Annotated in this window: 28 protein-coding genes; 17 read left to right on the top strand and 11 right to left on the bottom strand. The window is 42.3% G+C overall.

Annotated features, from left to right (window positions below; genetic code table 11):
- Positions 1–70: 70 nt before the first annotated feature.
- From ACIGG7_RS13615 to ACIGG7_RS13605, 3 genes are all read left to right on the top strand, one after another.
- On the top strand, positions 71–1,276 hold the full coding sequence (locus tag ACIGG7_RS13615; RefSeq protein ID WP_397549970.1) for an MFS transporter: 1,206 nt from the start codon (positions 71–73) through the stop codon (positions 1,274–1,276).
- A gap of 199 nt (positions 1,277–1,475) precedes the next feature.
- The gene (yhaM, locus tag ACIGG7_RS13610; protein ID WP_397549969.1) at positions 1,476–2,417 is read left to right on the top strand and encodes a 3'-5' exoribonuclease YhaM; all 942 of its coding nucleotides are present in this window, start codon (positions 1,476–1,478) and stop codon (positions 2,415–2,417) included.
- 112 nt (positions 2,418–2,529) lie between these two features.
- On the top strand, positions 2,530–2,709 hold the full coding sequence (locus ACIGG7_RS13605) for a sporulation YhaL family protein (protein ID WP_219165677.1): 180 nt from the start codon (positions 2,530–2,532) through the stop codon (positions 2,707–2,709).
- A gap of 51 nt (positions 2,710–2,760) precedes the next feature.
- Here ACIGG7_RS13605 and ACIGG7_RS13600 read toward each other — a convergent pair whose 3' ends face one another.
- Positions 2,761–3,714: a peptidylprolyl isomerase gene (locus ACIGG7_RS13600; RefSeq protein WP_224941653.1), complete on the bottom strand. Its 954-nt coding sequence runs from the start codon at positions 3,712–3,714 to the stop codon at positions 2,761–2,763.
- Between the two features lie 187 nt (positions 3,715–3,901).
- Here ACIGG7_RS13600 and ACIGG7_RS13595 point away from each other — a divergent pair, with 187 nt between their 5' ends.
- From ACIGG7_RS13595 to ACIGG7_RS13585, 3 genes are all read left to right on the top strand, one after another.
- Positions 3,902–3,988 carry a YjcZ family sporulation protein gene (locus ACIGG7_RS13595; protein WP_032089275.1) on the top strand — a complete coding sequence of 29 codons (87 nt, stop codon included), beginning with the start codon at positions 3,902–3,904 and terminating at the stop codon, positions 3,986–3,988.
- Between the two features lie 87 nt (positions 3,989–4,075).
- Positions 4,076–4,159: a YjcZ family sporulation protein gene (locus ACIGG7_RS13590; RefSeq protein WP_032089274.1), complete on the top strand. Its 84-nt coding sequence runs from the start codon at positions 4,076–4,078 to the stop codon at positions 4,157–4,159.
- A gap of 126 nt (positions 4,160–4,285) precedes the next feature.
- Positions 4,286–4,372 (top strand): YjcZ family sporulation protein, encoded by an 87-nt coding sequence (locus ACIGG7_RS13585; protein ID WP_082051156.1) that lies wholly within the window; start codon positions 4,286–4,288, stop codon positions 4,370–4,372.
- 468 nt (positions 4,373–4,840) lie between these two features.
- Here the strand turns inward: ACIGG7_RS13585 and ACIGG7_RS13580 are convergent, their stop codons facing one another.
- Positions 4,841–5,020 carry a hypothetical protein gene (locus tag ACIGG7_RS13580; protein WP_224941652.1) on the bottom strand — a complete coding sequence of 60 codons (180 nt, stop codon included), beginning with the start codon at positions 5,018–5,020 and terminating at the stop codon, positions 4,841–4,843.
- Between the two features lie 197 nt (positions 5,021–5,217).
- On the bottom strand, positions 5,218–5,754 hold the full coding sequence (locus ACIGG7_RS13575) for a DUF3267 domain-containing protein (protein ID WP_224941651.1): 537 nt from the start codon (positions 5,752–5,754) through the stop codon (positions 5,218–5,220).
- Positions 5,755–5,938: 184 nt separating this feature from the next.
- Between ACIGG7_RS13575 and ACIGG7_RS13570 the strand changes: the two genes are divergently transcribed.
- Positions 5,939–6,268: a DUF1878 family protein gene (locus ACIGG7_RS13570; protein WP_397549968.1), complete on the top strand. Its 330-nt coding sequence runs from the start codon at positions 5,939–5,941 to the stop codon at positions 6,266–6,268.
- Between the two features lies 1 nt (position 6,269).
- Here ACIGG7_RS13570 and ACIGG7_RS13565 read toward each other — a convergent pair whose 3' ends face one another.
- Both ACIGG7_RS13565 and ACIGG7_RS13560 read right to left on the bottom strand, forming a co-directional pair.
- Positions 6,270–6,845 (bottom strand): HTH-type transcriptional regulator Hpr, encoded by a 576-nt coding sequence (locus ACIGG7_RS13565; protein WP_224941649.1) that lies wholly within the window; start codon positions 6,843–6,845, stop codon positions 6,270–6,272.
- 842 nt (positions 6,846–7,687) lie between these two features.
- Positions 7,688–8,059: a YtxH domain-containing protein gene (locus tag ACIGG7_RS13560; RefSeq protein WP_224941648.1), complete on the bottom strand. Its 372-nt coding sequence runs from the start codon at positions 8,057–8,059 to the stop codon at positions 7,688–7,690.
- 167 nt (positions 8,060–8,226) lie between these two features.
- On the opposite strand from ACIGG7_RS13560, the gene yhzF reads away from it, so the two are divergent.
- Positions 8,227–8,421 carry a membrane protein YhzF gene (gene yhzF, locus ACIGG7_RS13555; protein ID WP_224941647.1) on the top strand — a complete coding sequence of 65 codons (195 nt, stop codon included), beginning with the start codon at positions 8,227–8,229 and terminating at the stop codon, positions 8,419–8,421.
- 61 nt (positions 8,422–8,482) lie between these two features.
- Here yhzF and ACIGG7_RS13550 read toward each other — a convergent pair whose 3' ends face one another.
- Together ACIGG7_RS13550 and ACIGG7_RS13545 are read right to left on the bottom strand one after the other, a co-directional pair.
- Positions 8,483–9,019, bottom strand: a complete 537-nt coding sequence (locus tag ACIGG7_RS13550) for a tryptophan transporter (protein WP_224941646.1) — start codon at positions 9,017–9,019, stop codon at positions 8,483–8,485.
- Between the two features lie 172 nt (positions 9,020–9,191).
- Positions 9,192–9,614 (bottom strand): HIT family protein, encoded by a 423-nt coding sequence (locus tag ACIGG7_RS13545; RefSeq protein ID WP_397549967.1) that lies wholly within the window; start codon positions 9,612–9,614, stop codon positions 9,192–9,194.
- Between the two features lie 1,217 nt (positions 9,615–10,831).
- Between ACIGG7_RS13545 and ACIGG7_RS13540 the strand changes: the two genes are divergently transcribed.
- The 4 genes from ACIGG7_RS13540 (at position 10,832) to ACIGG7_RS13525 (ending at position 14,101) form a co-directional block, all read left to right on the top strand.
- Positions 10,832–11,575 carry an ABC transporter ATP-binding protein gene (locus tag ACIGG7_RS13540; protein WP_224941644.1) on the top strand — a complete coding sequence of 248 codons (744 nt, stop codon included), beginning with the start codon at positions 10,832–10,834 and terminating at the stop codon, positions 11,573–11,575.
- Complete coding sequence (locus tag ACIGG7_RS13535; RefSeq protein WP_397549966.1) at positions 11,565–12,794, top strand: ABC transporter permease; 1,230 nt, start codon at positions 11,565–11,567, stop codon at positions 12,792–12,794. Before ACIGG7_RS13540 ends, ACIGG7_RS13535 begins: the two co-directional genes overlap by 11 nt.
- A 66-nt stretch (positions 12,795–12,860) precedes the next feature.
- Entirely contained in the window at positions 12,861–13,565 is a 705-nt protein-coding gene (locus ACIGG7_RS13530) for an EcsC family protein (protein ID WP_224941642.1), read from the top strand.
- A 128-nt stretch (positions 13,566–13,693) separates the two neighbouring features.
- Complete coding sequence (locus tag ACIGG7_RS13525; RefSeq protein WP_397549965.1) at positions 13,694–14,101, top strand: DoxX family protein; 408 nt, start codon at positions 13,694–13,696, stop codon at positions 14,099–14,101.
- Between the two features lie 43 nt (positions 14,102–14,144).
- On the opposite strand, the gene ACIGG7_RS13520 is transcribed toward ACIGG7_RS13525, so the two are convergent.
- On the bottom strand, positions 14,145–15,347 hold the full coding sequence (locus ACIGG7_RS13520; RefSeq protein ID WP_397549964.1) for a M20 family metallopeptidase: 1,203 nt from the start codon (positions 15,345–15,347) through the stop codon (positions 14,145–14,147).
- Positions 15,348–15,446: 99 nt separating this feature from the next.
- On the opposite strand from ACIGG7_RS13520, the gene ACIGG7_RS13515 reads away from it, so the two are divergent.
- Positions 15,447–16,040, top strand: coding sequence for a phosphatase PAP2 family protein (locus ACIGG7_RS13515; RefSeq protein ID WP_397549963.1), 594 nt, complete (start codon positions 15,447–15,449; stop codon positions 16,038–16,040).
- Positions 16,041–16,080: 40 nt separating this feature from the next.
- On the opposite strand, the gene ACIGG7_RS13510 is transcribed toward ACIGG7_RS13515, so the two are convergent.
- Complete coding sequence (locus tag ACIGG7_RS13510; protein WP_397549962.1) at positions 16,081–17,478, bottom strand: hypothetical protein; 1,398 nt, start codon at positions 17,476–17,478, stop codon at positions 16,081–16,083.
- A 241-nt stretch (positions 17,479–17,719) separates the two neighbouring features.
- Here ACIGG7_RS13510 and liaF point away from each other — a divergent pair, with 241 nt between their 5' ends.
- From liaF to ACIGG7_RS13495, 3 genes are read left to right on the top strand one after another with little or no spacing between them, the layout of a single operon-like run.
- Positions 17,720–18,532 (top strand): cell wall-active antibiotics response protein LiaF, encoded by an 813-nt coding sequence (liaF, locus tag ACIGG7_RS13505; RefSeq protein ID WP_397549961.1) that lies wholly within the window; start codon positions 17,720–17,722, stop codon positions 18,530–18,532.
- 31 nt (positions 18,533–18,563) lie between these two features.
- A complete protein-coding gene (locus ACIGG7_RS13500) occupies positions 18,564–19,592 on the top strand; it encodes a sensor histidine kinase (RefSeq protein WP_224941637.1) in 1,029 nt (342 codons plus the stop codon).
- A gap of 18 nt (positions 19,593–19,610) precedes the next feature.
- On the top strand, positions 19,611–20,264 hold the full coding sequence (locus ACIGG7_RS13495) for a response regulator transcription factor (RefSeq protein WP_397549960.1): 654 nt from the start codon (positions 19,611–19,613) through the stop codon (positions 20,262–20,264).
- 106 nt (positions 20,265–20,370) lie between these two features.
- Here ACIGG7_RS13495 and ACIGG7_RS13490 read toward each other — a convergent pair whose 3' ends face one another.
- Positions 20,371–20,946 (bottom strand): cysteine hydrolase family protein, encoded by a 576-nt coding sequence (locus tag ACIGG7_RS13490; RefSeq protein WP_397549959.1) that lies wholly within the window; start codon positions 20,944–20,946, stop codon positions 20,371–20,373.
- Between the two features lie 146 nt (positions 20,947–21,092).
- Complete coding sequence (locus ACIGG7_RS13485; protein ID WP_224941635.1) at positions 21,093–21,599, bottom strand: antibiotic biosynthesis monooxygenase family protein; 507 nt, start codon at positions 21,597–21,599, stop codon at positions 21,093–21,095.
- A gap of 276 nt (positions 21,600–21,875) precedes the next feature.
- Between ACIGG7_RS13485 and hemE the strand changes: the two genes are divergently transcribed.
- Entirely contained in the window at positions 21,876–22,907 is a 1,032-nt protein-coding gene (gene hemE, locus ACIGG7_RS13480) for a uroporphyrinogen decarboxylase (RefSeq protein WP_224941634.1), read from the top strand.
- Positions 22,908–22,956 lie beyond the last annotated feature (49 nt).

The raw sequence follows: 22,956 nt of genomic DNA, 5'->3' as shown, positions 1-22,956 counted from the left end.
GTCCGTGCAAGATGAAAGCAGATGAATGCACGGGTGAGAAATGAGCGCAAGAAGGAAAGGAACACAAGCTATGACAAAAACAACAGGGTGGAAACGAAATCGTGGTCCACTGGCTTTACTGAGCTTTAACTTATTCATCGTCATGGTTGGAATCGGACTGGTCATCCCAATCCTTCCATTCTATGTAGAAAAATTCAACGCCAATGCCCAAACACTTGGGGCATTGGTGGCTGTATTTGCTTTTATGCAGTTTCTCTTTGCTCCTGTCTGGGGGCGTTTATCCGACCGGATCGGACGGAAGCCGTTGATCACTATCGGGCTGATTGGATTTGCCATCGCAGAATTCATTTTTGCCTTCGCAACAGGGCTTTGGATGCTGTTTTTGTCGAGGGTCCTAGCGGGGGTCTTTGGTTCGGCATTAATGCCAACAGCAATGGCCTATGTGTCGGATGTCACGGATGAAGAGAATCGTGGCCGGGGAATGGGCATCCTTGGAGCCGCCATGGGACTCGGCATCGTCATCGGACCCGGAATCGGGGGATGGCTGGCAGAAATCAATCTCTCTTATCCGTTCATCTTTGCCGGTATCGCCGCATCGATTGCCGCAGCCGTCTCGGTCATCATTCTACCTGAATCCTATCCGAAGGAAGAAAGAACTTATGATCCGGATGAAAAGAGGGAGAACCGTTTTGTTGTCATGAAGAATGCTGTGATGAGTCCGGTCGGATTCTTGCTTGTTCTGGTATTCATCATGAGCTTCGGACTTGCCAATTTCCAATCCATCTTCAGCTATTATGCGTTGGAACGATATGGTTATGGTCCACAGGAAGTAGGAATCATCATCCTGATCATCGGGATCATCGGTACCCTCGTCCAGGGTGTTGGAGTCGGAAGGGCGACAAAGAAATTCGGTGAGGAAAAAGTCGTGACTGCCTCGCTGCTTCTAAGCGCACTCGGGTTTGTCATCATGAACTTTGCCACTAATTTCACGGGTGTACTATTGACTACTGCAGTATTCTTTGTCGGGAACTCCATGCTGCGCCCTTCCCTGAACTCATTGATTTCAAAGCTGGCAGGTAATAGGCAGGGAACCGTGATGGGACTGAATAACTCATTCCTCAGCCTGGGAAACGTCGCCGGACCATTACTTGCCGGAACCTTGTTTGAATGGGATATCCACATCCCCTACTATTTTGGCGCATTCGTCATGCTGGTAGGACTCGTCTCAACGAAAGTCTGGATCAGTAAAAAGCATAAAAGAGCATCAGTGAACTAAAATGGAACCGTCTCTCACATGAGACGGTTTTTATATTGAAGATACTGGAGGGACGGACCTTGAAAGGGTTATGAAACAAAGCCTCATTCCGAGATAGATTTCTATGGAAGTGGGAGGCCACCCCAACCCTTTCCATCCTTGTTATTCATCAAAATATGATATACTGAAACTACTATTATAGTTGGACGGAGGAGAAAAGATGACAGGAATTACACATTTCAATGTCGGTGAGACCATTGACCTGCCCCTTTTAATTAAACAGATGACGAAAGGTACGACAAATACAGGGAAGCCGTTTTTAACGCTGATTCTTCAAGATAAGAGCGGAGACATGGAAGCGAAGCTTTGGGACGCTTCTGAGCAGGATGAGAAGGCTTTCCAGCCTGAAACGATCGTTAAAGTCGTAGGTGACATACTTAGTTACCGTGGAAAAAACCAGCTTAAGATCAAGCAGATTCGCCCTGCATCCCCTGCGGACGGATACGCCATTTCAGACTTCCTTGAAACGGCACCTGTCAGCATCGATGAAATGACAAGTAAGATTACACAATATATTTTTGAAATGAGGAACCCGAACATTCAGCGCATCACAAGGCACCTGATTAAAAAATATCAGAAGCCTTTCCTGGAATATCCGGCAGCGACAAAGAATCACCATGAATTTGTATCCGGTCTTGCGTATCACGTTGTATCCATGCTGGATCTTTCGAAAGCCATTGCTGGGCTATATCCTTCTCTGGATACGGATCTTCTCTATGCAGGGGTGATCCTGCATGATCTCGGGAAAGTCATTGAGTTATCTGGTCCGACTTCGACATCCTATACGATTGAAGGGAATTTGATCGGACACATTTCGATCATGGTGAATGAAATTGGAAAAGCAGCAGAGGAACTCGGAATCGAAGGAGAGGAAACCATGATCCTTCAACATCTTGTCCTGAGTCATCACGGCAAGGCGGAGTGGGGGAGTCCAAAACCGCCACTTATCCGTGAAGCGGAAATTCTCCATTATATCGATAATGTAGATGCGAAGATGAATATGCTGGATCGTGCACTATCACGGGTGAAACCTGGAGAGTATACGGAAAGAGTATTCGCCCTGGATAATCGTTCGTTCTACAAGCCGACGTTTCATAAATAAGACGAAGAGGACCCGGTCTAATCGGGTCCTTTTTTTGATAGGATGGTCATGATTTTGTCGTCGTCTTCATATAGTGTATAAAAGAGGACAAACCTATAAGGAGATGAAGCAATTGACACTGCCTATTTGGATGTACTTGGTTGTAGCAGGGATTTTCGGGAGTGCGTTTATGACAATTAAGTCTGCGAAGGAAGAAAAGACGTTGGAAGACGAGTGGATCGAAAAAGAAGGGGAAGTCTATATCCATCGGATGGAAGAGGAGAAAGAGAAGAGACGTCAATTAACATCTTAACCTATATAGAAAAAGGACTGAAGGCTAATAGTAGCCTTCAGTCCTTTTTGATTACTCCTGTTTTTCCGTTGCAGGAGCTTCGCCTTCAGGAGCAGGAGTTTCTCCGCCTTCAGGTGCTGCAGGTGGATTCAATACTTGATCGAATGATTTTTTCAGGTCTTTGTCTTTGATATTCAAATCAGCTTTTTCGATTTCAGCTTTCATGGCTTCCTGGATTTTTTGAGGATCCACTTTGGAAAGCTTCAATTCGTTTTCAATTTCCTTTTTCATGTCGTCAAAGGATTTCTTTTCTTTTTTATCTGTCACTTCGATGATGTGGTAGCCATATTCTGTCTTGATCGGCTCGCTCACTTTGCCTTTTTCAAGAGTATCGAGTGCTTTGGAGAATTCAGGAACAAAGTTTTGACGACCAGCGTAGTCTACCCATCCTAAGCTTCCGCCGTTTTCAGCAGAACCGGGATCTGTGGAGTATTCCTTGGCAAGGTCTTCAAATTTCGCTCCATCAGCCAATTTCTGTTTGACTTCTTTAGCGGTTTTTTCATCTTCTACAAGGATATGGCGCACCTTGATATCCGGCTTCCACTTCTCGTAGTACTCTTTTACTTCTTTATCCGTTACTTTCACATCGGAAATGGCGGCTTTTTCTTGAAGTAATTGAAGCTTTAAGTATTGTTTGAACGACTTTTCGTCCAGGTTATATTGTTGTAAGAACATATCGAATTGAGGTCCCAATTGATCTTTCGCTTCATTCAGCTTTTCATCAACTTCCTCTTTTGATACGTCATACTTCTCTTCAAGGACTTTAGTGTATACCAGCTCCTGAAGGGCTTGTTCCATTTGTGGAGTGAATTTCTGTTTCATCGATTTGTAAAGTTCATCTTTTGTTACATCTCCAGCTTTTGTTGTTGCAACAACGTCACTGTTCCCTTCAGCACCGTCACCGCTGCATCCTGCAAGTCCTACGACTCCGGCAGCCAATGATACTGAAATGATCCATTTTTTCATGGTGACCAACTCCTACAATATATTCGCTTGATGGCTTGTCAAATTTCTACAAAACATACTATAACACACTTTTTCCATGAAAAAAAATATTTTCCAAAGTTATCTTCAGAAAAATGGGCATTTTACACACCCATTTCCTAGGTTCCTTCATATGATAAGAGCGAAGAGAGAAAAGGAGGTAATAAATATGAGCTGTGGATACAATTCCGGATTCGCGTTAATCGTAGTGCTGTTCATCTTATTAATCATCGTTGGTGCCGCATATCTATACTAAAAAAATTTAAATTTATGACATTAGCCTAAAACAAATGGCAGCTAACTTGAATAAGATAAATTAGCGCTTCAAAGGAGGTGGAAAGTTATGGGTAATGCATACGGCGGAGGTTTCGCGTTAATCGTAGTACTGTTCATCCTGTTAATCATTGTAGGTGCAGCATGGCTATAATTTTAGCCTCAGGGTTCAGATGTATCGGATAAAGACTGTAAGAGGGGGCGATATCTTAAGATAGGAAGCCCCTTTTGCTTCATATCATATGTTTATGCTTTTCGTACATGAAAGGAGGAAGCGCATATGTCAGGTGCTTACGGCGGAGGTTTCGCGTTAATCGTAGTTTTATTCATTTTGTTAATCATCATTGGTGCAGCATACGTTTGCTAATTTGAATAGAAAAAAGCAGATCCGGTTTTTCCGGGTCTGCTTTTTTAGTAGGAGAAGTCGAGGGGGGCATCGTTTTGTCGTTGAAGATTCTTAAGGGTTGCATCAAGGTCGATAATAAAAGGCTTAAAGTCAATAATATATTTGAGAAGTCGATAATAAAATGGGTGAAGTCGATAATATATTTGAAAAGTCGATAATAAGTGTGTCAAAGTCGATAATATCAGGTGAATATTGAAGGCGTCAGCCCCTTGGGTCCATAAGAAAAAGCTACCGGATAGGTGTTTATTTCCTATCGGGTAGCATTTCTTATGCTTGTCGCCTCTGAACGAGCCGCCTCTGCATTTCTTGATCCAGCTTCGGCGGCTAACCCCTCGAAGTCACAACTGAAAAATCCCCAAAGGCAAAGTGCGCCTTTAGGGATTTCCCAGTTATGCTTGTGGAGCTTACCAAGCCGCCTCCGCATTTCTTCTATGTAAATAAGATTTCTATATATGAAGAGACCAGTAGTATGGTGATTAGGATATTGATGGTTCTAAACACCTTAGGTTGGCGTTCTTCAGGTATTTCTTTTTGTAAACATAATGCATTTGTCATTTTATTTATATAAAATAAGATGAAAACTGCAAGCACTAAAAACATGGAGATCATCCAAACCCCTCCCCGTTATCTCCTATAGACTATACATTACCAAATTCTTTCCCTAATTGGTAGCAAGAGTATTACCCGGTTCATGTAAATGAAGCTTTTTTCGCATAAGCAACCAGGAAAATGGTGAATGAGCCGTAAAAATATGAGAAGGATGACTTCTTCCATCGAGTAAATACATCAATGGCCATCCATCATCCTTACTGATAAATCAATATTTCATATCCGTCTTCATTTTCTTCGATCAAGGCATTCTTTGGTGAATTCATCAACTGTCTTGCGTAGATAAAGTCAATGGCACAGATTCCTGAATGAAACGCAAGCAGCATTGTAAAGTAATGCGAGTAGTGAGGAAAATGAAAGCACCCATACAACAAAATACTGTTCAAAACGAAAAATGGAGCCACAAGGGCGACCAAATAGCGGTATTTTGAGATCGGTTGATCGACTCTTAACGAGAGAATCGGCAATAAATACATTTTTCTGTTGCATTTGCATTTTATCTTTTTCACAAAGGGCAGTATCGGCACGATGTGAAAAAATTTATGCAATGGATATATGCTCACTAATCCCACGAAGAATCCAAGGAAGTGATTATCGTAGAACGAACTTGGAAATAGTAAATTAATAGGTACGTATATTAATGAGAATACCATCATCATGATGATCGATGAAAGTAAAAAGACTCGGTAAAACCCAAATTGTTTTTCCAGATTGATTGTTTTCCAGCAATGCATAAAAAAATCGCCTCCATTAGACGAATAGTGGTTAATAAGATGCTTTACATACTTTATTACGATTGCCGGAAAAAATCAATACATTTTGGAAGGATTTTTTCTTATTTTTTGAGGGATGTTTGAGGCGACAGGTATGTGATAGTTTTGTACAATGAGAGTATGAGTATGTTGGCAGGTGATGAATATGAACGAACTAATAAAGCGAATAGAGAAACTAGAGTATCATCAGAGGCTAATGGCGGAGATGATACCTGATAATGGATTTCCTTTTTACCGTTTGATTATCCGTAATGGATTGTCCAAGAAGGAAGTGGAAGAGCTGCTTGTCATATGTGATAGATTGAGCATGAAGCTTAAAAAACAAAAAGCGGAAGGATTCGTGTACAATACTCCGCTTTTTAAAGAATTTGAAGAAGGTCTTCATGCAATGCTTGATGTGCATGAAGTCGTGAATAGCTGCCTTGTACAAAACATTTACCCTGTTTTGATGAAACAATTGCAGAAGAGCTTGTAGTTTAAGCCAATTCTTCCTCATCTTCAAATAGTTCACCGAGCTTACCGTTATCATCAGAAAAATCATTCTCAATATTGTGGAAGGATTTTTCGAATATTTCCATAAAGTCATTTCCATAAATATTTCGGACAACAGTCATCATTTCAATCATTTCAGGGAATTTTCCATATAATTCGCGTAATGGAGATACTCCCTGGAAGATGGAGTGACTTTCAGGCTGATAGTTCTTCATTAGATCGAGAAGAATGTTTTCACCCTTGTCTGTCAATTGAATATACGTGTTCCGCTTATCATTCTCCCTCTTGGAAAACTCAAGGAGTTCCCGTTCTTCTAATTTCTTCGAGAAATTAAATGCTGTGGATACATGCATAACACCAAATTTGGCTACGTCCGAAATGGAAGCACCCTTTAAATGATACGCAATCCAGAGAATATGATGTTCATTGATATTCAAGTCATATGGCTTGATCCACTGCTGCCAGTCCTTTTCTATGGCCTTCCACAAAGCTTTACTAAGCTGGGCCATCCTTTGGCTGAAGAGCATAGCCTCTTTTAAAGTAAATTCTCTTTCCTTCATCTCATTCACCCACTTTGCTAGAAAATCTTTTTTTAATATAAGCCGTTCTGAATTTGTTTCCGTTGTAAGCAGTTCCAAAGAATAAGCTTCACGATTATCAAAAAAAGAAAGCGCTTATATTTTATTATGCCAATAAAGTAATAATTAATAAAGGCTAAATTGACAAAATTTTTCGAAGTATATAATTTTTGGTTGGTGCATCTGCTTCAAAACAGAAAAAACAGAAGGATTGAATGCTGTAATGACGGGATTTTCCAGGGTAATCACTATACTGAAAGAAATCAGAAAAAAATAAATATATTTTTTAAAAAGGTTGTTTTTTTAACATTGTTGCTTTTGTACAAGCGAGAGGTGGTTGATTTCCGTTCCAGGTGCTCGCTTTCCGCGGGGGCTGGCGGTGAGCCTCCTCGGGCTAAAGCCCTGTGGGGTCTCAAGATCCAGCTACGGCGGCTAGCCCCTCGAGGTCATAAGCTAAATGATCCAAGAAGGCAAAAAACGCCTTCTTAGGCTCATTCATCTTATGCTTGTCGAGGCTGAACGAGCCGCCTCCGCTTTTCATCCTGTCCAGCGTTTCCCGCAGGAGTCGAGCACCTGCAGCGAGAATCAACTGCTAAGCTTAAATGTCTTTGTATAACAATGTAAATTTCATTCTATATTGATTTTAATAACCATTTAGCTCTGTCAATAATTGCATCACCCTTTGGTTCATACTCATTGACAGAGCATTTGCAAATCATAGTCTGTGTAAAATAACAACAATCTTTGTGAAAAGAGCGTTAATAAAAGAGAATCCCCACGAGCCTTTATCCGTGAAAATGGATGAGAAGCTCGCGGGGATTTCATTATTGATTCGTTGTATTGGCTGAGTTAATGGACTTTTCCAGCTCTTCGATGGTTCGTTGGATGGATTGGATTTCTTCCTGAAGTCGCTGGTTGTTGGGTTCCGTTGAAGCCTGCCATTGCTTGAAGGATGCTTGAAGATCCTTGGAGAGCTGAAGGACGGTTTCTTTTCCTTCCTGGGATAAGGTACCGATGGATTCTTTCAATTCACCGATATGGCCTTTCATTTCCTCGACGACGCTAGTCCAATCGTCTTTTTTGTCTTTGATTTGTGCTCGGATTTCTTTTCCGGATGAAGGAGATGTAAGAAGGGATGCGACTCCTCCGACCACTCCACCGATTAAAAGTCCGTAGGCTAAGGATTTTTTATTCATAATGTTATCACCTCGTTCTTCTATTTCTATAATACTATATTTCTACAATCAATATGTATTCTCCTTTTCCCTTTTAGGACAGATTAAAACAAGTCCGTTCATATCTGTCTTCTTGACAGCATAAAAATAAAGGTAAGAGGTGGTGGAGAGGGGGAGGTTCAAAAAGGATGGACGGAATAATTTTTGGTTTCTTTGCACTCAGTGTCGTTTTATTTTTAAGCATGGTGTATAACTTCGTTAGTATTCAAAAACCTGGTATGTACCCTCCTAAGAATGTATTGAAAAAGCGTGCTACCATTTTGGGCTCCGGTGGATTGATCACGTTTCTGATAGGAATCCTGTTCTGGTTTGCGGCAGGTTAATTGAAAAAGCCCTGGAGGTTATGACGATGGCATAACCTCCAGGGCTTTTCTATTTCGTTATTCAGGATAGCTGTTCTGTCGTGACAGCCTCTCGAATGGATGAACGCTTTAAAATACCGTTGATGATCGGATACACGACGAACATCGCTCCGGCGTTTACAATTGTTGCCGGAAGTACGACTGCTGCAAATAGAGCGAAGAAAGCTCCAGGCAATCCTACGATTACATATGCAGAAAGTAAGAAGATACTTCCCGATACGAGTGTACCGACAGCGGTAAGAACAGAAGCACCTACTAATGAACGAGTGATTTTCTTTGTCGCGAGAAACAATCCGTAAAAAACGAATGCGGTTATGGGCTTATCAATCAGGTTGGGTAAGAACCCACCAGGGAACTGAGTCGTCAATCCTGAGATGACTCCTGTCAATAAACCTAAAAGCAAGACGTTTTTCTTGGCTGGGAACAGGATGATGCCCAAGAACATCATGGTCAGCATCATATCCGGTTTCATACCAAGGAAGATTCCCGGTATCACTGTGTGCAGGACAGCTCCGATCCCTACTAATAAAGATAGGGATACAAGTGTTTTTGTATTCATTTCTCATCTCTCCTCAACTAAACTGAACTTTTGTATTTCTGCTTCTCCTAATGTGCACTATTGCCATCAGCGAAAAGATAGGTACATTATAACATATAGAGTTCTTGTGTCAAAGATTAAATTTTCTGAAAAAAGTCCACTCCTATACATGTATAGGGGCGGACTCCCGTTGTTAAGATAGATGCTGAGCGATGGAATCGGCAATTCCTTTTAAGTCTTCTTGACTATAGTCGTCATTGTGGGTTTTCCATACGGCTCCAAAGCCATCCCCATTGCCGTAGCGTGGAATGAAGTGCATATGGAAATGGAAGACGGATTGTCCTGCTTCTTCACCTGCATTGCTTAACAGGTTCATTCCTACAGGGCTAAACTCAGCCTTTATACTATTTGCGATTTTAGGTGCTACAGAGAAGAGGTGACTCGCCATGTCAGGTGTCAGCTCATACACGTTTTCTTTATGTACTTTAGGAATAAGAAGCGTATGACCTTTCGTCACCTGACTGATGTCAAGAAAAGCAAGGACATGATCATCTTCGTAGACTTTCATTGCCGGGATTTCCCCATCGATGATTTTACAAAAAATACAGTCACTCATATTGTTTTCCACCTTTCAGTAATGGTGTATGTATTTTACCATTATTAGCACAATAAATGAAGAAGAGACAGGAACGGGTTTCCTGCCTCTCTTCTATCGAAGGGGTAATACTTTAAGGTTTATATGTCAGGCTTCATTCTCTTTGATAAACACCTCATTCGTTAGTAGCTTCGAAAGTGTACCATTCTTGGGTAGAATGAACTTTGTTCAATGCAACCATCCCCTTATCTTTTCGCTATTTAAGCAATTAAGACAATAGAAACAGTAAGCTGTCTTGGACAAACACCTCATTTGCTATAAGGATGATATGTGTAAATCGTTAGGAACATGAATGACTCTGTGCAAACTGACCATCCCCTTATCTTGTAGGCTAAAAAAGCTTAGTAAGAAAGTTGATTTAGTCAAAATGTGCTTTAACAAACACCTCATTTATCAATTTTTGATTAAATGAATTGGGTGAGTGTGTCATTCACTATAGAAGACGACGAATCCTTCAAGTCGCAAACAATAGTGAAATCGGTTAGCTGGTCTTTAACAACCATCCCCTTTTTCTTATTGCTGGCCCCTTCTGATATTATGTTGTGCAGAAGGCATGGTGGTTATGAATTCTAAAATATGGAAAGGTTTTGGTTTTTCTTCTTAAATGGCCCCTTTTATAGAAGCAAGTTGTGGTTGATTTCCCTTCCAGGTGCTCGCTTTCCGCGGGGCTGGCGGTGAGCCTCCTCGGCTTCGCCTGCGGGGTCTCACCTGTCCAGCTTTCCCGCAGGAGTCGAGCACCTTCCACTCCAATCAACGTTCCAAGCGTAAGGATTTTGTTATAAGTGGAAATGTTATGGTTCGTCACCCAAAATCATCTTCTTCAGGAAATAGTCATCGAATTTAGCTAATAATCACTTTACTGATAATTATGATCCAATTAGCTCTGTCGTCAAATACTTGATTAGAGGGTGAGGGGAATTGCGAAGACTCCTACGAAAAACGGGCGTGCAGAGACCCTGGAAGTGCTCTTTGCTGAGGAGGATCGGCCGAACGTCCGTGAAAAGCGAAGCAATTCCCCTCACTTTCCACCACACACTAGTTGACAGAGAATGGACGAATCATTGGGTTATCAAAATAACGAAAATCTTTACACGAAGAGCTTTATACAAAACATGCCATTCCCAAGGAATTTTGATAAAATAGAAACAAACGTGAAAAGAGAAAGGACGTTGCTGCTCGTGTCATTATTAGAAATCAAGCACCTTGTCGGCGGGTATACAAGGAAGCCGGTCTTAAAGGATATTTCCTTTTCCATTGATTCTAACGAAATTGTTGGATTAATCGGATTGAATGGAGCGGGTAAAAGTACCACCATCAAGCACATCATCGGTCTGATGGAGGCTAAACAAGGAGAGGTTTCCATCAACGGCCATACGTTGAAGAAGGATGCCGACCAATATCGCAAGCAATTCTCATACATACCTGAAACACCGATTTTATATGATGAACTCACCCTTGAGGAACATCTGAAGCTAACAGCCATGGCGTATGGACTTTCAGAATCTGAATATAAAGGGAGAATCGACAAGCTGTTAAAGGCATTTAGGATGGAGAAGAAGATGAGCTGGTTCCCTGCCCACTTCTCCAAGGGGATGAAGCAAAAGGTCATGATCATGTGTGCCTTTCTAATCCAGCCAAGCCTGTATATCATTGACGAACCATTTGTAGGTTTGGATCCACTCGGTATCCAGTCTTTACTTGATTGGATGCAGGAAATGAAAGAAGACGGTGCTGGCATCCTTATGTCTACCCATATATTGGCTACTGCAGAAAGATACTGTGATTCATTCGTCATCCTTCATGAAGGGAAGATCAGGGCGAAAGGTACCCTTGATGAGCTTCGGGCGGAGTTCTCCATGCCGGAAGCAACGTTGGATGATATATATATCCAGCTGACAAAGGAAGAATCAGATGATGAATAATGTAGAAAGCATCTGGAAGAAACGGATAGTAGAGTATAACCAGGAGCTTCAAAAGTATTTGAAATACATGTTCAACGATCATTTATTATTTGTCCTGATCTTTGCTTTGGGAGGAGCAGCCTTTACCTATAATCAGTGGGTGAAGACACTTCAGCCAACTTTTCCCGCACCATTAATCATGGCTCTCATCCTGGGTCTCTTATTGGCATGGAGCCCGGTGTACACATTTCTCCGGGAAGCGGATGCAGTGTTTCTTTTACCTTTAGAGGGGCGTTTATCAAGTTATTTCACCAAATGCATCTGGATCAGCTTTATGTTCCAATCATACATACAGCTCCTGGTGCTCGCGGCCCTTATGCCCATGTATGTAGCGGTATCTGGCAATAGCTTCGGCAGCTTCTTCCCGCTGCTTGCATTTGTACTCGCCATTAAGGTTTGGAATCTTTATGTTCGCTGGTTCATGCTGAGGTTTCAGGAGAGGGAAGCTCATTGGATTGACAGTCTGGTAAGGTTTCTATTGAGCGCGGTACTCGTATTCCTTGTTTTATCAGAAGCAGACCTGTGGATGACTGCCGCCATCAGCGTGCTGATGCTCGGATACGCCCTTTATTTTTACCAAGCGACAAAAGGGAAGAATCTCAAATGGGATTTATTGATCAATCTCGAAGAACAGCGAATGCTGATTTTTTATCGGATTGCCAATATGTTCACGGATGTTCCAAAATTGAAAGGGAAAGTACACAGGAGAAAATGGCTGGATTGGCTTGTGAAGGCACCTTTCTCACAAGCATCGACCTATCGTTATTTATATCTTCGTTCACTGGTGAGAACGAGTGAATATTCAGGTCTCTATATTCGATTGACCCTCATCGGTGTAATACTGATTTATTCAAATTCATCCTTCATTTTCAGTATTTTGACGGCGCTGGTGTTTCTTTATTTGACAGCTTTTCAAATGATTCCATTATTCAAACGTTTTGACTATAAGATCTGGGTGCTCATTTACCCTGTGTCAAGGGAATTGAAAAAATCATCTTTCCAAAAAATCATGAGTCAGTCGATGATGATTCAGGCAATTGTATTTTCCCTGCCTCTCTTTGTAAGAGGAGAATGGCTTCCCGGGCTGATCACACTGCTTGCAGGATTGACTTTTTCCATCTTCTTCAGTCAGTTCTATTTAGTGCAGCGGTTAAAGAAAATGGAGGAAACACTTTTTTAGTGAAACGACCCGGATAAGATGAACGTATAATGAGTCAAGGCTGATAAAAAGGATGGTGCTTTTAAAGTGAACCATGAAAGAGAAGAACTCGAGTCTTGGAAAAGGAAATTCACCAGGAAATCGTCCATTATCCAAAGGGTTTCCAAGCAGGCACAAACGAAAGTGAACCAATGGATACCGGAGAAAGCACATAAGGTCGTAACGGAAAGTATTAAGAAAATGGTGGAGGTCACTCTAAAGGGGAGCGAATGGGTGTCCCTTCAGGATATCCCATGTGTGCATGGACTCCAAGAACGGGAAGTACTGATGAAGGAACGCATGGAGTTTTACCGGAAAGCTGCGACCATTGAAGGTGCTGGTACCGGTGCCGGAGGGATCTTCCTTGGTCTGGCGGATTTCCCGCTGCTCTTGTCCATTAAGATGAAGTTTTTAAGTGAATGCTCATTAATACATGGATATGATCCTAAACAATATGAGGAGCGCTTATTTCTTCTGTATGTGTTCCAGCTCGCTTTTTCCAGTGATTCTCATAAGAAGGAAGTCCTTTATATCATCGAAAACTGGGAAAAAGAAAGAGAAAAGTTGAAGGAGCTCGATTGGCGAACCTTTCAGCAGGAATATCGGGATTACATCGATTTTATGAAAATGTTGCAGCTCATCCCCGGCGTCGGGGCAGTGGTAGGGGCGTACGCGAATTATCAACTGCTGGATCAACTTGGTGAAGTGGCAAAATTTGCTTATCGGATTCGCTTCTTTAATGAATTAGAATAGATATGATGGGGAGGTCGATCTGTATGATCGATCTTCTTTTTTGTAAGGTCATCCTGGATGAAAACACTTCTTTTTATTTTCAGTATGACTTCAGGTATAGTAACAAGTAATAGCGAGGTGTGTAATAGATGAATAAAAGGAAAAAGGCATGGAAGATTGTAGGACTTATTTTATTTTCCTTCTTCTTCTTTTTAGCAGGCGTATTTCATTTTATGGAAGCTCGAGGATTTGCAGAAATGATTCCCCCATTCATTCCATTAAGGGAAGAGCTTGTTTATATTACGGGAATTATTGAATTTATATTGTCTGTATTATTGTTGATCCCTAAGACCCGTGAAAAAACCGGGTTGGTAACGGCGGTGTATTTAGTCCTTGTGTTCCCTGCAAACATATATGCAGCCATTAAAGGAATACCTGCACCTGGACAGGAAGAAGCGAATCAGCTGCTGCTTTGGATCAGATTATTGTTCCAGCCGCTCTTGATCTGGTGGGTATTGGTGGTCAGTAAAATGGAGCAGAACCATCGTTTTTACTAAGAAGAAAGGATCGGGTACGAAATTCGTACCCGATCCTTTTTGGTTAATTTTGAACTGTTTCTGAAGCTGAATGTTTTTCTTGATAGGAAAGTGTAGCACTTGCCAGTGATTTTGCAGCAGTCAAAAGGGCTTTTTCGTTAATGTCAAATTTAGGATGGTGATGAGGGAAAGCAATATCCACATTATCCGGTTTGGCTCCTGTAAAGAAGAAAGTCCCCTTCACTTGTTCTAAATAGTAGGCAAAATCTTCGCCGCCCATCTGCATCTCGATTTCTTCCACGGTATGGACTTCATCTACAGAATCGGTGCTTTCTATAAGAAGGTCTGTTTCCTCAGGATGATTTACTACCGCAGGATATCCACGGTCATACACGTAGTCATAATCACAGCGGCCTGAAAGGCATACCCCTTTTAAAATCTGTTCGATTTCTTCTTCAATAAAATCCCTGACTTCAGGATTGAAGGTGCGTACCGTTCCAATCAGCTTAGCTGAATCCGCTATGACATTAAACGCATTATCTGCTATAAAGGAACCGATGGTCACGACGGCAGGTTCGATCGGATTGACTCTTCTGCTGACTATTTGCTGGAGGTCAGAAACAACTTGAGCCCCTATCACGATGGAATCCTTCGTTTTATGAGGCTGTGCGCCGTGACCTCCGGAACCTTTGATCACAATTTCAAAACGGTCTGCTGCGGCCATGATCGGTCCGGTTCGGTAGAGGACTTTTCCGAGCGGTTCGGTGGACCATAAATGCGTTCCGAAGATGACGTCAACGCCTTCCAGACATCCCGCTTCAATCATGGATTTTGCTCCACCAGGTGCATATTCTTCAGCGTGCTGATGAATGAGAACCACTGTTCCTGAAAGGGTGTCACGCATTTCATGGAGGGTCTTCCCGAGTACAAGAAGTGTGGCTGTATGTCCGTCGTGCCCGCATGCGTGCATGACACCTGGTACGGTCGAGCGATATTCCACATCCTTTTCATCCTGAATGGGAAGGGCGTCAAAGTCTGCACGAAGGGCTACGGTCTTACCGGGCAGAGAACCTTCAATTCTGGCAACGACACCGTTTCCGCCGACTTGTTCCTTTACGGGGATGCCGAGGTCTTTGTAGTAATTCGCGATATACTTTGCCGTGTTTACTTCTTGGAAGGATAACTCCGGGTGTTGATGGAGAAATCTTCTGATTTCAACCATTTCTATCCAACGTTCTTCTAATTTCTGATATAATTCATTCAGCAAGTGCAGAACCTCCTAGTGTTTGGTGAATATTACGAATATTATAACACTAAACGTGAGGGGAGGAGTGGGGAATTATAATGAAATGCTAGGGGGAATACGATGAAAAAAATCCATTACATAACGGCTATCATTTCTTTCGTACTATTTATGGCCATCGCCCATTTTGTTTATCATGAAATAGACATTTTCGGAGAAGATTACTTGCTTGTGAATATGCATAGTCTACACTTTCTCAAATGGTTTTCAGTGGTCGGCACGGAATTGGTGATAGGAATTGGGACCATTGCTTTAATTCTGTATCTATGGTGGATTAAGAAGGACTTTGTTGGCATCATCACCATTGTAGTGTTGGTAGCCGGGAGCAATGTATTGAATAAAGCGATCAAAGGCTTGATGGAACGGGAGCGGCCACCATACTCTCATGGAGAAGAGGGATTCAGCTTTCCGAGCGGCCATGCTATGGTCGGACTTGTTTTCTTACTGGTCCTCGCGTATTTTGTGAGTAAAGAGATTTCTTCCGCAGGAAAGAGAATCGCGATTTTTACTTTTGCTGTCATCCTCTCCCTTTTGACAGGGATAAGCAGGGTGGTGGAACAGGTTCACTTCCCCTCTGATGTTGCTGCCGGTTTCCTTTTGGGATACTCCTTTTTCGTACTATGTATCTTCCTTTATGAGAAGAGACCTGGAAGATAGGAGGGACGGACCTTGAAAGCCAAGGTCCGTCCCTCTCCTTTTATATTAAAAACATTGCTACTATGGTAGTAGCGATTAAGCCGATGATGACGGGGAGGAGGTTGCGCCGGGCGAGTTCGAATGGGTCGACTCCGCAAATGGCGGCTGCGGGGATGAGTGCCCATGGTACGAGGGTTCCCCCACCGACCCAGATGGCTGCTACCTGACCAAGTGCCGTAAGGGTAGCGATTCCGGAACCGATGCTTTCAGCAAAAAGATTGGCGACAGACCCTGCAAGGGAAATACCTGAAAACCCTGATCCATCAAGTCCGGTAATCGCCCCGACCGTCGTAAGAGTAACGGCCCCGACTGCTTTGGAAAGTGGAACGGCGGCAGCAAGGGCTGCGCCAAGGTCATTGACGATTCCGTGAGACGTCCCTGGAAGGAAATCACCGATGATGGTTTGAAATCCTGAATCACCAAGGTAGAAGAAAGCAGCAATGGGGATGACAGGTCCGAACACCTTGAACCCGAACTGAAACCCATCGATCATGAAGCTGGTCGTCTTCTCAAGCCCCTTCCCTTTATAAGCAACCAATGAAATCAAGAGTAGAATGATGATGGATGTTCCACCGATTAGTGCCGTGGCATCTCCACCTTGAAGGTCAAACAGGACCATAGCCGTAATATCTGCGGCGAATAGAATGGGAATCAGGATGGCGATCGCTTTTTTCCAACCTGATGATAGAAGATGATGTGAAGCATCGTGCTCATCACGAATAGCGGCAATAGACGATGAATCGACGGTGAGGTTCCCCTTTTTCATATCCCTCTTAAGGAAAATGAATGCCGTAACGGTGGTGACCACTCCCATGACAATAATCAGGGGGATGCTGGCCGATATGACTTCAGATACAGGAATACCTGCAGCATCTGCCGTCAGCTTAGGGGCAGCCTGGATGACAAAGTCACCTGAAAGGGCAATTCCGTGACCGAATAAGTTCATAGCCATGGCAATGCCAAGGGCCGGTAATCCGACTCGTAAGGCAACCGGTACCAATACAGCTCCAAGGAGTGCCACTGCAGGAGAGGGCCAAAAAAACCAGGAAATGAACATCATGACCAGGCCTATGGTCCAATAGGCAAGTGCAGGGGTGCGGATGAACTTCGTAAATGGCCGAATCATCACATCATTTATTCCGGTTGACGTCAGTCCTTTACTCATGGCAACGATAATGGAAATGACGAGAATCGTAGAAAGCAATTCGGTGATGGCAAAGATGAAACTATTAAATATGCTGCTGATCGATCCACTTAACGATCCAGTTGCCACTAAGGCAATACTGAAAATCCCCAAAATACATACAATGGTTGTGTCTTTACGGAAAATCATAAAAAGTATGATCAATCCTATGAAAGCTAAATAAATCCAATGAAGAGCCGTTAAATCTATCCCCATTAGAAAACCTCCTCAAATGTCGTTCCTCAAACCTTAGGCGTTTGCCCTGATCTGTACTATAGATTATGAAAACGCAGATAAGGTGTGATTCAGCAAGAAAACATTTTTCCGTCTGTGGACGGAGGAGAAATCATGCCAATGCTCGTCAAATAATCATGGGAACGATTCTATAATGGAAGTACTAACAGGAAATGCCAAGGGCAATAGCGAATCTAATAAGTGATGTGAAGGTGGTGCACGTATGAGATACAAAGGTAGAAAACAATGGTTTTTTTCATTTTTGTTATTGGTAATAGGGCTGTTGCTATTACTATTGAATATAGGTGTCATTTCCTTGGAAATAACGCAGATATTTGTCAATATAATTCCTATTTTGTTATTACTGCTTGGATTGAAGTGGTCAGTGGACAGCTTCTTGAAAAAAAGCTTCGGTAAATTGTTATTCGGGTTGTTTAGTCTCGCACTTGGAGCGTTGATCATTCTAGACGGGTATAATCTGGTTGATTTTGATTACGGGAATTGGTGGAAACTCTGGCCGGTTTTCATTATTGCCATTGCCATTCATAGGGTGGTAAGGAATAAACCGATTAAAGTGAGTATTAGCAGTGATTACCCGTTTGATAGAATTCCGGAAATGAATGATGAGCATCAACCGATGGGAGAAAAGATCCTTCAGAAGAAAAATAAAATCAACAGAGGATTCATCGTAGGGGATATACGCTTTTCAGAACCGAACTGGCCACTTGAAAATATGAAACTTTACAACGCCATAGGAGATTACTATTTTGATTTCAGTAAAGCCTTCATTCCGGAAGGGGAAACACCTATTGCCATCAAAGGATGGATTGGTGATGTAAAGATGATCATACCGGAGAATGTGCCGGTGGAAATTACCTTGAAAGTACAGGTTGGGGATGTGAGATTGTTTGACCAGAAGTCTGCGGATATACGCTCTGAACTGTATTACCGTTCCCCTGAATATGAAGAAGCAAGTAAAAAAATAAAACTGACTGTCGATGTCAAAATCGGTTCAATCCGGATTACCCGGATATAAAGATAACGTATTCTGAAAAGGAGGGAAGCGCTTGGAAAAATCCTCAAATATTCGAAATTGGATCTTCAAAAGTTTTTTAATGATGTCTGTCATGTCGATTCTGCTGTGCTTTATATCACTGCAAGTCTATCTGTATTTCTCAGAGGATCCAAGTATATCTCTGGAACTCTCAATATACATGACGGTATGGATGGCGGTCATTCTCCTTTTGTTAAGCATTTACTTCGGGTTTCGTACAGGCTATACATTCAAAGGCAGGATCGATGATATATCTACCTTCGTCACTTTACTCCGAAGTGGGAAATTTTCCGCCAGGGTCGATCGATTCGAGCATGACGAGCTTGGGATACTGTCGGATGAATTGAACCAGCTGGCCGTGTTCATCCAAGAGCAGGTGAAATCACTTCAGCGTCTGGCTGATGAAAAATCCGAGCTTGCGGATCAGGCCCATCAGGCTGCAGTCATGGAAGAACGGCAGAGGCTGGCGAGAGATCTCCATGATTCTGTCAGTCAGCAATTATTTGCGTTAAATATGCTTTCGTCCGCGGCTCATAAAAGCATTGGGAAAGATTCCGAAAAAATCGGTGTCATCGTGAAACAAGTAGCTGACATTGCTGGGAAAGCACAAGGAGAGATGAGAGCACTTCTTCTTCATTTGCGTCCGATTGACTTGAGGGGGGAAAGCCTCGGTGAAGCGTTATCAATCTTGATAAGGGAATTAAAGGAAAAGACACAGATTGAAATCGACGCCACTCTTGAGGGGATTGAAGATCTTTCGAAAGGGACCGAAACGCATATGTTCAGGATTATTCAGGAGAGTCTTTCGAATATCCTTCGTCACTCTGAGGCTACAAGAGTGAAGATTGCCACGGAGAAGAAGGGTGGTTATCTCTCATTGTACATCAGTGATAATGGGAAGGGGTTTGATTTGAAGGAAAGCAAGATGACCTCATACGGTCTTCAGACGATGAGAGAACGGGCTGAAGAAATAGGGGGGTTATTTCAAATACGATCAAAAGAAAAAGAAGGAACGTATATTGATCTACGCATTCCGGTTTAATGTAAAGGGGGAGAACGAGTGGATAAGATAGGAGTTATGATTGTAGATGATCACGAGATGGTCCGATTAGGCATGAAAACCTATTTGATGACAGAGGATCGAATCGACTTTCTGGGAGAAGCGAAAAGTGGAAATGAAGCGGCCCAACTTGCAAAGCTTTACATGCCGGATGTGGTACTGATGGATTTATTAATGGAGAACGGGAATGGCATTGAAGCAACTAAGAAGATTCTTACCTTTCACCCAAGCTGTAAGATTATCATTCTGACAAGCTATTATGATGATGAGAAAGTATTCCCTGCCATTGAAGCCGGTGCCCATAGTTATTTATTGAAAACAGCGAGTGCGGAAGAAGTGACAGCTGCGGTTTACAAAGCCGTGAAGGGTGAATCGGTTATTGCATCTAAAGTAGCCGATAAAATGATGAACCGTTTTCGTCCTCAAGAAAAGATGCCTCATGAAGAATTGACATCAAGGGAAATGGATGTTTTAAAATGTTTGGGTGAAGGGTTGACGAATCAGGAAATTTCTCAAGAGTTATTTATCGGGATTAAGACCGTCAAGACCCACGTCAGTAATATTTTGAGCAAGCTTGGCGTAGCCGATCGAACCCAGGCGGCCATTTATGCAAACCGGAACGGTATTTTGTATAAGACGGATAGTATAGAGTGAGTTTGCTTTTAAATAAGAATGTTACTGAATAATGCAGAAGGGGCTTAGTCAAGGGGAATAATTATTCCCCTTGACTAAGCCCCTTCTGCAAGAACAGATAAGGAATCTAAAAAATAACCGGCTTGCTTACTTTCAATTGTGATGACAGCAAGGACTCGGTAGAAGAAATGGTAGCAAATTCATGGTGGAGATTTGTCAGGGACAGGCCGTGAACGATTTCAGCGGAAAATAAGGAACCGTCAAACGAGTACGTTTCAAAACATGCAGTGGCATCAAAAGGAACGGTGACATCGTATCCCAGGTCTTTAGCCATGCGAACGGTACTGGATATGCAGTGATTGGTGGTGAACCCCATGACCACAAGGGATTTAAATTTCTCCCTTTTTAAATACAAATCCAGATCCGTATCGATAAAAGCGCTGGTGAGGTGCTTGATGATATGTTTTTCATGTCGCGATGGGTAGAAATCTTCTACGAAACTGAATCCTGCCGAACTTGAATGCAGTGGTGATTCCATGTCATATGAAGAATGCTGCACGTGTACAACCGGCCAGGCTTTTTCTCTCCACCCTTGAAGCAGTCGATATGCGTTTCTTTCCATATTAGGATTGTTTCGTTTTCCTAATGAAGGATCTTGAAATGCCTTTTGAAAGTCAATCAAAAGCAGACATATTTGACTCATTGGAACTCCTCTCCTTTCATTCAGGATGCCTGTGACCAATACGATAAAGTATACTGTTAATTATTTGTAATTATGTATGTACACCTTCACTGCAATTGTAAAGATTGAATAATGAATAAAGCTGCCCTAATTCAGGCAGCTGGTCTTCAGGATTGACCTGATACGTAATATTTACTTACATAAGATGCGCGTGGGAAGATATCCTTCTGATTATCGATTCCTTCTTCCGTGCCCCGTTTTGCATGGGCCTTTTCGTACTGCTTGGATTCCTGCCATCCCAGGAAGCTTCTTTCATCCTCCCAAAGAGTCATAATGACATATGTATCACTGTCTAAAGGGCGAAGGACACGTATGGCTGTAAAGCCCGGCACTTCTTCAATTAATCCTGCACGGTTTTTAAACCGGTATTCAAATAGCGGTCTACCTTCGTCCGATACGGGGATATTGTTGAATACTACGTATCCTTTGCTTTCAAGTTTGCCGGATTGATCGACAACTTCATAGCTGCGGGGAGATTCAAAGACACTTTCTCCACTTGTTTCATGTAGAAGCAATGCATCTTCGCCCTGCATCAAGATCATTGTTTCTTCCGGCTGCTGATCCATTATCTTTTGCAGGAAATCATGTGTACCAGTCGTCATATATACCTTCATCCAAATCACCTCAATAATTTAGTCACTTCTATTATACTCTTCCCGTTTCTTTCTCTCTTGTAACATGATTAATGGATATTTTTTCTTAACACCTTGAAAATCGGCAAATTTATGACATTTTCCCTTGAAAACTATACAATTCTCCCTAAAACGTCTATAGTTTAAAAGGGTTACAATTCGGACGGTCATATGATAAATAGGACAATTTTAGAATCTACTCACTTTAGGATACAATGGAATTATTGGAGTTACATAGAAAGGTGGACGAACAAAGGTATGAAACAAATGAATGATACTTTTTTACGAGCGGCAAGGGGAGAAAAGACGGACTATACTCCGGTTTGGTATATGAGACAAGCGGGTCGTTCACAGCCTGAGTACCGTAAAATTAAAGAGAAATATTCTCTGTTTGAAATTACCCATCAACCTGAACTTTGTGCATATGTGACAAGGTTGCCGGTTGAACAATATGATGTCGATGCAGCAATCCTTTACAAAGATATTATGTCACCGCTTCCTTCTATTGGAGTGGATGTAGAAATTAAGTCGGGAATCGGTCCTGTGATTGATAATCCTATCCGTACGACAGCAGATGTTGAAAAGCTGGGAGAAATCAATCCTGAACAGGATGTCCCTTATGTATTGGATACGATCAAATTATTGACTCAGGAGCAATTATCCGTACCGTTGATTGGTTTTGCAGGTGCCCCTTTTACAATGGCAAGCTATATGATTGAAGGTGGACCTTCCAAGAACTATAATAAAACAAAAGCTTTCATGTATGCAGAACCGCAAGCTTGGTTTGCATTAATGGATAAACTGGCTGCGATGACTGTTACGTATGCGAAAGCTCAAATTAAGGCGGGGGCAACAGCTTTCCAAATTTTTGATTCTTGGGTCGGTGCGTTAAATGTGCAGGATTATCGCACGTTCATCAAGCCTGTTATGGAAAGAATCTTTAATGAATTGAAAGAAGAGAATGTACCATTGATTATGTTTGGGGTTGGCGCAAGTCACTTGGCGAATGAATGGCACGATCTTCCGATTGACGTTGTGGGTCTGGATTGGCGACTTCCTATTTCAGAAGCGAGAGACAAGGGCATTACAAAAACGGTTATGGGTAACCTTGATCCTGCCATCCTATTGGCTCCGTGGAATGTGATTGAAGAAAAAGCCAAAGCGATCCTGGACCAGGGCATGGAACTTCCAAGTCACATCTTTAACCTGGGACATGGTGTGTTTCCTCAAGTTAATCCTGATACATTAAAACGATTAGCAACTTTCGTACACGAATACAGTGCCAGGTAGAGCACATTCCAAAGTATGGATACATGGATTCTATAGAAGAAACATGGCA

Source organism: Rossellomorea sp. NPDC077527, assembly GCF_044542955.1.
GTDB lineage: Bacteria > Bacillota > Bacilli > Bacillales > Bacillaceae_B > Rossellomorea > Rossellomorea aquimaris_E.
The sequence above is the reverse complement of the archived record's forward strand: the minus strand, read 5'-3'. Positions and strand labels throughout refer to the sequence as shown.

Bases quoted from the DNA above. Each gene is read 5' to 3' on its own strand.
- ACIGG7_RS13525 (WP_397549965.1), top strand. From the start codon at position 13,694: ATGAATAAAAGGAAAAAGGCATGGAAGATTGTAGGACTTATTTTATTT.
- ACIGG7_RS13600 (WP_224941653.1), bottom strand. From the start codon at position 3,714: ATGAAAAAATGGATCATTTCAGTATCATTGGCTGCCGGAGTCGTAGGA.
- ACIGG7_RS13550 (WP_224941646.1), bottom strand. From the start codon at position 9,019: ATGAATACAAAAACACTTGTATCCCTATCTTTATTAGTAGGGATCGGA.
- liaF (WP_397549961.1), top strand. From the start codon at position 17,720: ATGAGATACAAAGGTAGAAAACAATGGTTTTTTTCATTTTTGTTATTG.
- ACIGG7_RS13485 (WP_224941635.1), bottom strand. From the start codon at position 21,599: ATGAAGGTATATATGACGACTGGTACACATGATTTCCTGCAAAAGATA.
- ACIGG7_RS13565 (WP_224941649.1), bottom strand. From the start codon at position 6,845: ATGAAGGAAAGAGAATTTACTTTAAAAGAGGCTATGCTCTTCAGCCAA.
- ACIGG7_RS13535 (WP_397549966.1), top strand. From the start codon at position 11,565: ATGATGAATAATGTAGAAAGCATCTGGAAGAAACGGATAGTAGAGTAT.
- yhzF (WP_224941647.1), top strand. From the start codon at position 8,227: ATGGACGGAATAATTTTTGGTTTCTTTGCACTCAGTGTCGTTTTATTT.
- ACIGG7_RS13595 (WP_032089275.1), top strand. From the start codon at position 3,902: ATGAGCTGTGGATACAATTCCGGATTCGCGTTAATCGTAGTGCTGTTC.
- ACIGG7_RS13545 (WP_397549967.1), bottom strand. From the start codon at position 9,614: ATGAGTGACTGTATTTTTTGTAAAATCATCGATGGGGAAATCCCGGCA.
- ACIGG7_RS13515 (WP_397549963.1), top strand. From the start codon at position 15,447: ATGAAAAAAATCCATTACATAACGGCTATCATTTCTTTCGTACTATTT.
- hemE (WP_224941634.1), top strand. From the start codon at position 21,876: ATGAAACAAATGAATGATACTTTTTTACGAGCGGCAAGGGGAGAAAAG.
- ACIGG7_RS13490 (WP_397549959.1), bottom strand. From the start codon at position 20,946: ATGAGTCAAATATGTCTGCTTTTGATTGACTTTCAAAAGGCATTTCAA.
- ACIGG7_RS13580 (WP_224941652.1), bottom strand. From the start codon at position 5,020: ATGATCTCCATGTTTTTAGTGCTTGCAGTTTTCATCTTATTTTATATA.
- yhaM (WP_397549969.1), top strand. From the start codon at position 1,476: ATGACAGGAATTACACATTTCAATGTCGGTGAGACCATTGACCTGCCC.
- ACIGG7_RS13510 (WP_397549962.1), bottom strand. From the start codon at position 17,478: ATGGGGATAGATTTAACGGCTCTTCATTGGATTTATTTAGCTTTCATA.
- ACIGG7_RS13590 (WP_032089274.1), top strand. From the start codon at position 4,076: ATGGGTAATGCATACGGCGGAGGTTTCGCGTTAATCGTAGTACTGTTC.
- ACIGG7_RS13615 (WP_397549970.1), top strand. From the start codon at position 71: ATGACAAAAACAACAGGGTGGAAACGAAATCGTGGTCCACTGGCTTTA.
- ACIGG7_RS13570 (WP_397549968.1), top strand. From the start codon at position 5,939: ATGAACGAACTAATAAAGCGAATAGAGAAACTAGAGTATCATCAGAGG.
- ACIGG7_RS13585 (WP_082051156.1), top strand. From the start codon at position 4,286: ATGTCAGGTGCTTACGGCGGAGGTTTCGCGTTAATCGTAGTTTTATTC.
- ACIGG7_RS13560 (WP_224941648.1), bottom strand. From the start codon at position 8,059: ATGAATAAAAAATCCTTAGCCTACGGACTTTTAATCGGTGGAGTGGTC.
- ACIGG7_RS13575 (WP_224941651.1), bottom strand. From the start codon at position 5,754: ATGCATTGCTGGAAAACAATCAATCTGGAAAAACAATTTGGGTTTTAC.